General features: G+C 67.8%; 8 protein-coding genes and 2 pseudogenes. 2 read left to right on the forward strand and 8 right to left on the reverse strand.

Annotated elements, in window-relative coordinates; all coding sequences use genetic code 11:
- Positions 1 to 171: 171 nt before the first annotated feature.
- The 3 genes and pseudogenes from J7E86_RS01315 to J7E86_RS01325 all read right to left on the reverse strand — a co-directional run bounded on the left by J7E86_RS01315 (position 172) and on the right by J7E86_RS01325 (position 3246).
- Positions 172 to 1059 (reverse strand): hypothetical protein, encoded by an 888-nt coding sequence (locus tag J7E86_RS01315; protein WP_215078843.1) that lies wholly within the window; start codon positions 1057 to 1059, stop codon positions 172 to 174.
- Positions 1060 to 1184: 125 nt separating this feature from the next.
- Positions 1185 to 1412 (reverse strand): annotated as a pseudogene (ilvN, locus tag J7E86_RS01320) (acetolactate synthase small subunit); the annotation flags it as partial.
- 7 nt (positions 1413 to 1419) lie between these two features.
- Positions 1420 to 3246, reverse strand: coding sequence for an acetolactate synthase large subunit (locus J7E86_RS01325; RefSeq protein ID WP_215078847.1), 1827 nt, complete (start codon positions 3244 to 3246; stop codon positions 1420 to 1422).
- Between the two features lie 830 nt (positions 3247 to 4076).
- Here J7E86_RS01325 and J7E86_RS30645 point away from each other — a divergent pair.
- Positions 4077 to 4512 (forward strand): annotated as a pseudogene (locus tag J7E86_RS30645) (serine hydrolase); the annotation flags it as partial.
- 222 nt (positions 4513 to 4734) lie between these two features.
- Complete coding sequence (locus tag J7E86_RS01335) at positions 4735 to 5136, forward strand: hypothetical protein (protein WP_215078849.1); 402 nt, start codon at positions 4735 to 4737, stop codon at positions 5134 to 5136.
- An 82-nt stretch (positions 5137 to 5218) separates the two neighbouring features.
- On the opposite strand, the gene J7E86_RS01340 is transcribed toward J7E86_RS01335, so the two are convergent.
- The 5 genes from J7E86_RS01340 to J7E86_RS01360 all read right to left on the reverse strand — a co-directional run bounded on the left by J7E86_RS01340 (position 5219) and on the right by J7E86_RS01360 (position 10914).
- The gene (locus tag J7E86_RS01340) at positions 5219 to 6244 is read right to left on the reverse strand and encodes a PQQ-binding-like beta-propeller repeat protein (protein ID WP_215078851.1); all 1026 of its coding nucleotides are present in this window, start codon (positions 6242 to 6244) and stop codon (positions 5219 to 5221) included.
- A 365-nt stretch (positions 6245 to 6609) separates the two neighbouring features.
- Entirely contained in the window at positions 6610 to 7212 is a 603-nt protein-coding gene (locus J7E86_RS01345) for a pyridoxamine 5'-phosphate oxidase family protein (RefSeq protein WP_215078853.1), read from the reverse strand.
- 42 nt (positions 7213 to 7254) lie between these two features.
- Positions 7255 to 8388 (reverse strand): globin domain-containing protein, encoded by a 1134-nt coding sequence (locus tag J7E86_RS01350; RefSeq protein ID WP_251018502.1) that lies wholly within the window; start codon positions 8386 to 8388, stop codon positions 7255 to 7257.
- 620 nt (positions 8389 to 9008) lie between these two features.
- Positions 9009 to 9362, reverse strand: a complete 354-nt coding sequence (locus tag J7E86_RS01355) for a PRC-barrel domain-containing protein (RefSeq protein WP_215078857.1) — start codon at positions 9360 to 9362, stop codon at positions 9009 to 9011.
- Between the two features lie 142 nt (positions 9363 to 9504).
- On the reverse strand, positions 9505 to 10914 hold the full coding sequence (locus J7E86_RS01360) for a DUF6519 domain-containing protein (protein ID WP_215078859.1): 1410 nt from the start codon (positions 10912 to 10914) through the stop codon (positions 9505 to 9507).
- Positions 10915 to 10964: the final 50 nt, after the last annotated feature.

Raw genomic sequence — 10964 nt, forward strand, 5'->3', positions numbered from 1 at the left:
CGGGGCGCCTGGGTACGGCTGCACGCGGAGCCGTGCAGCCGTACCGGGCAGGAGATCGGGGACGTCGCGGTGGGGGACGACCGTGCGGCGGCCGTGGCGACCCCGTGTCCGGCACAGCGGAACGGCCCGGCCGGCTCGCCCTCGGAACATCCGGGTCGGATACGTCCGTGTTCAGAACAGTTGCGGGAGCATGACCGGATCCGCGGTGATCTGCGCCGTGATGAGCGCTGAACCGACGGGCGTCAAAACATGGTTGACCGCTTTGCCGACGCGATGGGTGGCGACCAGGCCACCGTTGCGCAGAGCGGTCACGTGCACGGAGGCGGTACCCGCGCTGACGCCGAGCCGGTCGGCCAGTTCGGTGGTACCGCAGCCCGCGCCGATGTTGAGGAGTGCCGCCGCGCGACCGCGGCCGAGCAGCGCGCCGAGCCGGGTGGGGGCCACCGCCTCGCTGTCGTCCCAGAGCCGGCGGTGTCCGGACGCCGGGTAGGTGATGACCGTCCCCCACTCGTTCGTCAGAAGCACCCGCGTCCGCTGGAAGACCGAGGGCACCAGGATCAGCCCGCGCTCGGCGTCTCCAGGCGCATACCGCACTTCGCGCACGGTGAGGCCAGGCAGGTTGTCGACGACCTGGCGGACTCCGAACGCCGCCAGGTCGTGGGCGCGCAGCGCGACGTCGGACTCCAGCGCGGTCCTGATCCGGGGCCAGTCGCCGGCGAGGCAGTCCTGGAAGAACTCCCGCGCCGACTCCTCCAGCGGCCCGAGGGCCGAGAAGTCGGCCTCCTGACGGCCGGTCGCCACCTGCTGTCGGCGGAGCAACTGTCCTGCCGTCAAACGAATCCGGTGCTGTACTTCGGCCTGGGGGAAGTCGAGTGCGTGCCGATTTCCGAACTTCAGGCCGCGCCGGGGCCGGCCGCGCAGGGCCGGGTGCTGTCCGCACAGGGCTTCGCCGGCCGCCAGCACCTCGAGGAGTGGCGAGACGAGGAAACGGCAACTGGACAGTTCACTCGCCGAAACGCTCAGTACCACCGGGCCGTTGCGCTCCGATCGGGACGGCACCGGCAGGGGGGCTCGCTGACGGGTCGGCGCCGGCGGGGGCTGAGTAATCGTAGTGGGAGACACCGGGCGATGTATCGAATCCGACCCGCACCGCCGACTGTACGAGCCCTTGCTCATACGCTCCGCTCTCGGATGGAGATGACGTTCACCAGCTTGTCGAGCTGCTGGATGACCTGCTCCAGCGGGCGCTCGTCCACATCGACGACGATCGTCATCCGGGAGGTGGCGGGTTCGTCGGTGGGACGCACCGACAGCGAGTCGATGTTGAATCCCCGGCGGGAGAAGAGACCGGCTATCCGCGTGAGGGCACCGGACGTGTTCTCGACGCGGACGACGAGTGTGTGCTTCGGCATGGCGTTCCTACTCCTCGTCGTCACCGAAGTCGGGACGGACATCGCGCGCGGCCATGATCTCGTCGTTGGAGGTGCCGGCGGCGACCATCGGCCAGACCATGGCGTCCTCGTGGACGATGAAGTCGATGACGACGGGGGCGTCGTCGATCGACATCGCCTTCTCGATCGTCGCGTCGAGCTGGTCGGGGGTTTCGCAGCGCAGCGCGTAGCAGCCCATGGCCTCGGCGAGCTTGACGAAGTCCGGGACGCGGGTGCCGCGGCCGGGCCCGTTGTCGGGTGCCTCGCCGGAGTGCAGCACGGTGTTGGAGTACCGCTGCCCGTAGAACAGGGTCTGCCACTGGCGGACCATGCCGAGGACCCCGTTGTTGATGATCGCGACCTTGATCGGGATGTTGTTGAGCGCGCAGGTGGCCAGTTCCTGGTTGGTCATCTGGAAGCAGCCGTCGCCGTCGATCGCCCAGACCGCCGCCTCCGGCTTGCCCACCTTGGCGCCCATCGCGGCGGGGACGGCATAGCCCATCGTGCCCGCGCCGCCGGAGTTGAGCCAGGTGTAGGGCCTGTCGTACGCGATGAACTGCGAGGCCCACATCTGGTGTTGGCCCACGCCCGCCGCGAAGATCGTGTTCTCGCCGGTCAGCTGGCCGATGCGCCGGATGACCTGCTGGGGCGAGAGCTGGCCCTCCGGCGCCGGCTCGTAGCCCAGCGGGTAGGTGCTGCGCCAGTGGTCGAGCTGCTCCCACCACGCCGCGTAGTCGCAGGTCTTCTCGGGGTTCTCCGCGCTCTCCAGTACGCCCCGGACGGCGGCGGTGAGGTCGGTCAGCACCTCACGGGCGTCTCCGACGATCGGAACGTCCGCGAAACGATTCTTGCCGATCTCGGCGGGATCGATGTCGGCGTGCACGATCGCGGCGTGTGGGGCGAAGCCGTCGAGCTTGCCGGTGACGCGATCGTCGAACCGGGCGCCCAGGGCGACGATCAGGTCGGCCTTCTGAAGCGCCGTCACCGCGGCGACCGTCCCGTGCATGCCGGGCATGCCCAGGTGCTGCGGGTGGCTGTCGGGGAAGGCACCGATGCCCATGAGCGTCGTGGTGACGGGGATCCGGGCGAGTTCCGCCAGGTCCCTCAATTCGGCGGTTGCCCGCGCCTTGAGCACACCGCCACCGACGTAGAGCACCGGCCGCTCGGCCTGGGCGATCAGCCGGGCGGCTTCGTGGATCCGCTTGCCATTCGGCTTGGTGACGGGCCGGTAGCCGGGCAGTCGGTGGTCCGTCGGCCAGCGGAAGACCGTGTCCTTTTGCAGCGCGTCCTTGGTGATGTCGACCAGGACGGGCCCGGGTCGACCGGTGGAGGCGATGTGGAAGGCCTCGGAGATCGCGCGGGGAATGTCGTCCGGGTCCGTGACCAGGAAGCTGTGTTTGGTGATGGGCATGGTGATGCCGCAGATATCGGCTTCCTGGAAGGCATCCGTGCCGATCAGCGAACTCGCCACCTGCCCGGTGATGGCCACGATGGGAACCGAGTCCATATAGGCGTCGGCAATCGGAGTGACCAGATTGGTCGCTCCCGGACCGCTCGTCGCCATGCAGACCCCGACCTTCCCGGTGGACTGGGCGTACCCGGTCGCGGCGTGGCCCGCACCCTGTTCGTGCCGCGCCAGAATGTGACGCACCTTGGTCGAGTCCATGAGGGCGTCGTACGCCGGGGTGATCGCCCCTCCTGGGATGCCGAACGCCGTATCGACACCCACTTCTTCAAGAGAACGGACGAGGGACTGAGCCCCCGTCATGGTGGCTGAGGAGTGCGAGGGGACGGGTGTTTCTGCGGTCTGAGTCATCAGTCTGTATTTCTCTTCTTGGCGCCGCTCCAGGCAGGACGAGCTGCCCGAGGAATCTGAATACCGAGCCCGCCCAGCGGGCGCGACAGTGGGTATCCGCCCAGCGAGTACGACTCCGTACGGTGAAATTCCCGACCGTACGGGATGGGGATCAGATGGGGTGGCGGACGCTCAGCGTCACACATTGATCACTTGAAGCGGCAGGGTATGCCGACACAGAAAGCCGAAATGCGGCGCATGGTCCGTGCCCATACCCCAGGCGCGAGCACGTGGTCTGCGCTCATACCTCGGGCATGCGGTATCCGACGGGCCGGGCCCATCGGCTTGCATGGTGCGTATCCGCTGGTGAGCGGGTCCTGATCATAAGCACAGGTGATCTTCGGAGCGAAGTGTTCTCAGATGCTGAGAACCTGTTGTTCTTCGCCCATGGCCGGTGTAAGCAGAACGGTCGTCCCGCGCGGGTGATCAGAGGCGGGTTCAGCCCGGAAGCTGGTTTCCCTTGTCATCGGGAAGGCCATTGAACCCGTCGAGCGGTTCCGGGAGGCATTGTCGCCATGTACCCGGCCGAGACGGTTTCGTGTTCAACTCACCTTTTCTGCCGCGCGGTTGCCTTACGCCGTCACCGCGGCCATGGGCGTCTCCGCCCGTTCCCGTCGGTTGAGCGCACCGGGGGATAGCCCCACCTGGAGCGGGCGGGTGGCAGGATCGCTCCGGGCGGCCGCATCCGGACATGCTGGGCCCGGCGTATACCGCTGGTTTCCCCACGCATCCATAGGAGTTGGCTCGTGCGTGAGCAGGCATGGCAAAGGTTTCGTTCTTCCGGGCGGGGCCTCGACGCCCCGGTCGACACCTATCTGCCGGGCCTCGTACGCGGGGAGGGGATCGACGGGCGCCATATCACCGCCCGTCAGCTCCTGCAGCACACCAGCGGGCTTCCCGACCCGGGCTGCGCCACACCTACTTCCCCGCCCCCGGTGACGTGACCATCCGAGAGCCCCATCCCAAGGGCTCGACGGGGACTCATACGACAGGGACTCAGCAGGCGCGCCTCTGCGCGACGTCACGGAAATGGACCCCTCCTGGGGCTGGGCGGCAGGTCAGATGATCTCCACCGGCTCCGACCTCAACCGGTTTCACCGCGCTCCTGGGCGGTGTCCGGCGCCTCTTCGGCTGCGGGCCGCCTGTGCCGCTTTGTCGCCTGCGGCGGGCGAGCGCCCTGCGGGCGCGTCCTCAATCGCCGGACGGGCTGGATTTGGGCTTGGCTCAGCCATCTTCAGCCCGTCCAGGCGACGGAAAGGGCAACCAGTCAACCCGCCGATGAATTTCGGGATTCCCTTTCCGTCCCCATCCACCCGGTTTTCACCCCTGCTGCTCGACGGCAGGTGACACCCCCAACGAGGGTGGCACAGCACTCCTCTGAATTGGCGTCAACAGCCCCTGCTGCTCTAGACTTTACGCACGTACCAACAAAAAGGAGGGGCGCCATCCATGGGCACCAAATTCATTGAGGTAGACGAATCCCACAAGGGTCAGCCGGGCGTGGAAGAAGGGGTAAAGACGATCGAGGTCGGTGGTCAGACGATCACGACGCCGATTTTCGTCCAGCGAATCGACTTCGACGACCTCGCCCCCGAGGTGACCGATAATCTGACCACGGTCAAGTTCGCTGTGACAGTGACCGAGGAAATGGAGGACCTGACGGGGGACGTGGACGAGGATGGTTCCCCGGTGACGGAGATCAAGGAAATCCAGGTGCCCAAGTGGCTCGAAGTCGACATGGGGCCCGAGTCTCTGAAGCAGTACGAGGACGTAATGGCGCCCTTCTTCGCCGCCGCCCGCGAAACCGAGGCACCGACCGTGCCCGCGCCCCGCAAGCGCCGGAAGAAGTGATCTCGCGCCCCTCTCCTGCCGCCAGGAGAGGGGCACCGATCGCGATTCCGTGAGCGTTGTCGGCGGATCGCGGGCATTCCCCTCAGCCGAAGGCAGACGCATCCACGGCACGGTAGACATCGATCGCTCGGGCCGAGTCGTCGTAGACCAGGCCGTAGCCATCGTTGACCATGGTGGGCGAGACGGGGCCGATGTCCGTGCGAAGGTCTCTGCCTGTACGGGTGTCAAGGGTCATGGCCTGATCGGCCTGGGCGTAGACGACCCCGTGCCATGCCGAGGTGATCTCGGGTGCGACACGGTTCGTCGATGCGTCGGGCAGACGCCACACGACGTCCGAGGTGCGGACGTCCACTGCCCATACGGCAGCGTGGCCGGATCCGTCGGCTCCAGCGCAGATCGTCGTGTTCCACCCGTCGTAGTGGCAATCGAGCAGCGACGTGTCATCCGAGTCCAGGCGGGTCGCGCCGGTCGCGGCGTCGATGAGCAGGGTTCCGCCCGCGGCGGTCCCGTCGGCAAAGGTCAGCCCGGGGCCGGGATCCGACGCCGTGGCCTCGCCGAGTCGAAGGTCCCGCTTCCACTGCTGCCCACCGTCAGAGGTCGACTTGCCCACGAAGTCGCCGTCATGGCGCACACCGACGGCCACCGATTCCTCCAGGTCCACTCCCTTGAAGTCGGCGTCGGTCCAGATGACCCGGCCTGTGCGGGTGTCGAGCAGGGCGGACAGCGGAGGCGTGTCCGAATAGCCCTGCTCGTACGAGGCGACGAGTACGTGCCGGGCGTCGGCACCGACCACATGGGGCACGGCGGCGCCCGCCTCGTTGTCGGAGACGCTGTCAGTGGCGATCTCACGCGTCCAGAGGGTCTTGCCGGTGCCGGCCTCCATGGCGACAACGCTGACGCCGTGCCGGTCGGCGTACGTTCCCGCGCCGGTTTCCGTTGTGGCGAAGGCACCGATCACCGTGTTGCCCGTGAGGCGGGGTGCCTGTGCGACGGAGCCGCCCTCCGGGAGGGACGTGTGCCAGGCGATGTCACCGTTGTCCAGCCGGAAAGCGGTGATGCCGACGTCGTCCCGGTCGTACGCATAGGCGAGGTGTGCGCCCAATGCCACGACATCAGCGGGATCGCGCTCGGCGCCCGGGGAAGGCCAATCACCCTGAAACGTCGTGCTGGGATCCTGCGGGAAGGACTCGGGTGGCGCCTTCGGATCGGCTGCCCTACCACCGCCGGCCGGATGTCCGCCGCCGCACGCGGCCACGGCAAACAGGACGCCGAGGACAACCGATACCAAACGTAGTGGACGCCGTACGGCGTTGCGCCCGTTCGCGGAACCCATGAACTTCATGAGCACCAAAGGGTGGCAGAAGGAGACGCCCGAAGAGCACGTCTCCGAAAACATCTGCGCGGGGGCGGAGCCGTCGCGAACCCGGGGGCGGGAACCCCGTGCCGGGCCTCCTCCGGGGGCGCGAGCCCCGGTCAGTGTGTCGTACGGGGCTGGGTGAAATAGTTCGCGTCCTTGGGGCGGGCCGCGTCGTGGCCGGTGGGGCGGGGGGCCGGTATCAGGTGGGGTATGTACTTGGAGCAGTGGATGTAGGCCTCCTCGACGGTGAGGTGGACCCAGATCTCCGGACTGCGTCCGGGCGCGATGTCCGTGGGCAGGCCGGGATGGATGCTGCGCAGGTCCGCGTCGCGGTAGACATGCGCCACGCCGTTGACGTGCAGGCCCACATGATCGTGGGTGAAGTCCACGAAGAGCATGCCGAGATGAGGATTCTCGATCATGTTGCCGGCGCTGGCGAGCACACCGTTCCCGCGGAATTCGGGGTAGGCGAGCGTGCGGTCGTCGATCACGTGGACGAATCCCGGCGGCCCGGCCCGGAAGCTGGCATCGCACTCCCCGTGGGAATCCGCGGTGGCCAGGAAGACCATTGCCTGGCGGCCGATGAAGTCCCGCATCTCGGGTGTGAGGTGGGGGCGCACCTGTCGATCGTAGAACCGGGCGGCGCGGTCTGCGGTGCCCAGGTGCTGCTGCAGCTGGTGTTCACCTGCTGATCCGTAGGACGGCGGAGGCGAGGTCACGAGGGGTTCTCCCGGCAAGGCAGGGCGGATAGGGGGTGCGGCTCAGGGAGCGGACAGAACGGGGGTCTCGAAAGGGTCGTGATGGATGCGGTCGGGCCGGGTGCCGCTGAGGGTGAGCGTCTCCTTGGCGGAGACGATCATCTGAGCCGGACCGCTCAGAAAGACGTCATGCTCGTACCACGGCCCGTATTCGGCCAGTACTTCCGGCAGGGATCCACGGATTCCCGGGATGTATTCGTGGGAGACCGCGCCCCTGATGGTCAGCCAGTGGTGCCGTTGGGCCATCCGGAGCATGTCGTCGACCCCGTACAGCTCGGCTCCGGTCCGGGCGCCGAGAAACAGATGCACTTGATGGCGTCCCCCTCGGCGGGCGACCTCTTCGATGAGTGCGCGGATCGGGGCGAGACCGGTGCCGCCGGCCACGAAGAGCAGTTCGCTGTGGTGGTCGGCCGCGTCCAGGACCATCTCGCCCATGGGCGGCCCCAGCCGGAGTACGTCGCCCACCGCCGCCCGGTGCACCAGTGCCTCGCTGACCGAGCCGCCGGCCACCGCACGCACGTGAAAGGTGAGCGTGCCGTCCTGGCGAGGCGCGTTGGCGGCGGAGTAGTAGCGCCACCGCTTCGGCCACCAAGGGGTTTCGATGCTCACGTACTGGCCTGCGGCGTACTCATAGGCCATATGGGGGCGCACGGTGACCTCGGCGATACCGTTGCCGCGCGAGACACGGTGCACGACCGTGGCGGGCCACACGGCGGGCCGTACCGCCTCGTCCTGCTCGGCCGCACTGATCATGACTTGGGCGACCACGCCGTACGCCTTCGCCCAGGCGGCGGCGATGTCCGGGGTCCACGCGGGGCCGGCGTACCGGGCCAGAGCGGCGAGGAGGCATTCACCCACGGGCGGGAAGTGCGCGGCGAGCGTGCCGAACTTGCGGTGATCGCGGCCGAGGTGTCCGCAGAAGCGGACGAGACTGTCGGGGTCGTCGACCAGATCCACGATGCGCAACAGCGCGCGCAGGAGGCGATCGCGCTGGGGGTCCATCCCTTGCGGGAACATCGGACGGACCTGGGGGTAGCGGGCGAAGAGGATCGCGTAGAAGTAGACCGTTATCTCCCCCGCGAGGGGCTCGACGACCGACAGGGAGGCCCTGATGAGACCTATCTCGTGGTCCGACAAGGGCGGTTCGACGGCCTCCGGCTGTCCGGTGTGCGCAGCCGGGATCGGTGCCGGTTCCTCCGGGAACGGGCGCGCGGATGTTCTGTTTGGCCGGCCGATCCGGAACCTCGAGGGGCCAGTGCTCCCCCATCCGCTGTTCGACATGGCTACCGTCGGGCGTACCGCGAGACGACATCGCTCGAGGCGCCTCGCCCTCGGGGCGCACGGAGGGCAGGACCTTCACCGGATCCGGAGCCGAATCCGGAGCCGATCCCGAATCCGAATCTGCATCTGAAGGGAGCGGCGTGGGAGTCGAATGGGGCCGACATGAGTCCTCATTTGAGTGCAGAGGCGATGAAGCGGACGAAGCGCTTCCGGATGCCCCACGATCCTCAATGAGGATCACGAAGCGGGGAAGAGGCGTATCCACTAGAACTCATGGCGAGATCTTGTCGTATTGCCCTGGCCGAATCCGGCCGGTGTGAGGATTTGGGGTACATATCGAGCCACTGCCGCCCCCCTGACCCCGGTGCCGCATCACACATCGGAGCAGGCCCGGCCGTGCCGCATTCACCTACAGAAAGGAACATGCCCCCGAATGGGGGATTCTCACGAACATACGCCCCTTACCGTCGCCGGAGCTACATATGCGGCTGGTTGTAGTAGCGGGCGAACTGGTCAAGGTAGCTGGGCTCGCCGGCGTGCTTGCCCTCGTCGAACTCGGGGGCGTCCTTGACCTGGTCCTTGGTCCGGCTGACGTAGACCTTCTTCTCGGCCGTGTCGATGCGCTCGATGGTCCCGGCCGGGAGCAGCACGTGCTTACCGAAGATCCAGACTCCGGTGTCGACGACGAGGTAGGAGGCACCGACCTCGTCGGAGTGCTTGTCGATCTTGCCGATGCTGCCATCGGTGGCCTCGACCTTGTAGCCGATGAGGTCGATCCCCTTCTGATACCCCGCGCTCGGGGGGTAACCCCAGATGCTCTCCTCGCTCACAGCAATGCCTCTCCCATACGCGCGGCGGATTCGAAGAAACCGCTGGTTCCTGCCGAACGTAAGCCGGAAGTCAAATGACCGCCACCGGGGTCCGCTCCGCATGGGTGACGCCAGGGCATGCGGAGGCGAGGCCGGGAGACCGTCACGGCTCCTGCCGTGGTCTCCCCAGCCGGTCGAACAGCATGCGCAGGTCCCGCACATCTCGTTGCCCGCTCCCCGACGGCTCGACGTTCGCGAGGGGCGCGTAGTGGTAGTCGATGCCGTGCGGCGGTCTGCGCTGGGCTTCTCCCCGAGCGTCGGTGGGCCACATGACGTCCCCGGTGACGACGCGGGTGGGGATCAGCCAGTAGTCACCCGCGCGGTAGAAGCTCGGGCTGCCGGTATCGGCGGAAGGTTCGAACCACACGTGGATGCCATCCTCCAGCGGAAGCCACTTGCCCTCTTCGACCGGCAGAGCGCCGTCGGCGGGTGCCGCGGGGGGTCCCTCGGCGGCTTCGGCCCGCTCCGGGGGCTGGTGGTCCCATCGACGTACCAGCGGGTGACGCTCGTGGACCGTGCCGACGTTCGGCTGGTGCGGGTCCTCCGCCGGGTCGGCGTCGAGGACCACCCGCCGGGCGACATGGTCGATCTCCGCGATCCGGTACAGCCTGGCACAGGTATCGGGGATGACGTCCAGAGCGGCCCGGCAGACGGAGGCGTCGTCGACGATCTCCACGACATCGCCGGCCTCGAGACCGAGTTCGTCGTCCCGGCCGAGCGTATCCAGCTCGACCGTGGGGCCGGCGATCGACCTGATGGGGAGGACCACCGAGGCGTTCTCCCGCGACCACTTGAACGTCGCTTTTCCGGCCGTGCCGCCGCAGTGCACCTCCACGCGGTAGAGCTGGTTCTCCGGGCCCCGGTAGCCGGCATCGGGCGGCAGGTCGCAGGGATCGGTCTCACCCTCCGGGCGCCGAGTGCGGGCCGCGAGCTGCCCGCGAGAGCCGAACCGCTCCTTGATCCGCTTCTTCAGGAATTCCGGAGCGGTGTTGGCGTCGGGGATCAGGGGCTCGGGGCCGAGAGCCGTCCAGTCGAGCTGCCAGACAACACGGGTGCGCGCCGTCGTGTCCGGCCCGTGCAGACCGAGGGCGACCTCGCGGATCGCCGGCGCCTCGTTGGCCGTCACCAGTCGTTCCCAGACGCGCAGGTACACCATGAACGGGCCGGGGGGCAGCTCCCTGTCCTTGTCCCGCGCCTGTTCGAGATATCCGTCGGGCTGGGTCCAGTACTCCGCGCCGTCGGACTCACACAGGATTCCCTTGACGTACATGTGGCCGGACGTCACGGTCAGCGTCCCGTCGGCGAAGGCGACCTTGAACCCGCCGTCCTCGCCGGGCCCGACCGGGCACGCGGCCGGACCGAGGACATCGGTGGTCAGCGAACGCAGGTAGTGCAGCAGGATCGCCGTCTGCTCATTCATCTCGGAGTCGAGCTGCACCCGCCCCTGCTGGGACAGGACGGCCGAGAACCGCTGGGCCGGGTCGAATGTGACCCGTGAGAAGTCGCCTTGCATGGTGGTGCGCTTCCTGACTGGTGGAGGGAGCCTGACTGGGTGGAGGGAGA

Origin of the sequence: Streptomyces sp. ISL-11 (assembly GCF_018614525.1) — a bacterium.
In the GTDB taxonomy this organism is placed as follows: Bacteria; Actinomycetota; Actinomycetes; order Streptomycetales; family Streptomycetaceae; genus Streptomyces.